This is a genomic window from Candidatus Frankia alpina (assembly GCF_902806485.1).
Lineage (GTDB): Bacteria > Actinomycetota > Actinomycetes > Frankiales > Frankiaceae > Frankia > Frankia alpina.
This window is the reverse complement of record NZ_CADCWT010000530.1, coordinates 1-745: the sequence shown is the minus strand read 5'-3', so window position 1 is coordinate 745 and position 745 is coordinate 1. Positions and strand designations below refer to the sequence as shown.

The 745-nt window shown below is 66.6% G+C and carries 1 protein-coding gene; it reads left to right on the top strand.

Annotated elements, in window-relative coordinates:
* The coding region (gene trhA, locus G6R25_RS24350; RefSeq protein ID WP_205447449.1) for a PAQR family membrane homeostasis protein TrhA at positions 1 to 691 on the top strand (691 nt) is incomplete at its 5' end.
* Positions 692 to 745: the final 54 nt, after the last annotated feature.

Here is a 745-nt window from a genome sequence, read left to right as displayed (position 1 = left end):
GGGCGTGGCTTCCCTCGCGCAGCAGCCCGCCGGGCCTTCGCAGGCGGACGGCCCCTCCCACCCCCGCGACCAGGTGCGACCACGCATGCGGGGATGGCTACATGCCGGCGCATTCCCTGTAAGCCTTGCACTGGGTGTCCTCGCTGTCGCCCTGGCCACCACGATCCGTGCCCGACTGGGGATCGCGGTATATGCGCTGAGTATCGCGGCGCTGTTCGGAACGAGCGCGCTCTACCACCGCACGATGTGGTCGACGTCACGTGCGCGTGCACGCATGAAACGCCTCGACCATTCAATGATCTTTGTTTTCATCGCCGGGACATACACCCCATTTGCCCTTCTTGCGATGCCAGAGCGGACCGCGCGCGTGGTCCTGGCGGTGGTGTGGGGCGGGGCGGGGCTCGGCGTGGCCATCCGGATGCTGTGGCTGCACTCCCCGCGGTATCTGACCGTGCCGCTGTACATCGCCCTCGCCGTCTTCGTCATCCCGGAACTCGCCCACCGGGCCGGTATCGCCTCGATGGTCCTGCTGCTGGTCGGCGGCGTCTGCTACAGCCTCGGCGCGGTCGTCTACGCCGCCCGGCGGCCCAACCCGGCCCCGGCGACCTTCGGCTACCACGAGGTGTTCCACGCCTTCACCCTCGTCGCCGCGACCTGCCACTACATCGCCCTGATGTTCGCAATCTACTAGTAGGGCTTTGTTAGGTGTCGTTGAGTTGTGGTTTCAAGCGATCTGGTGACGGAT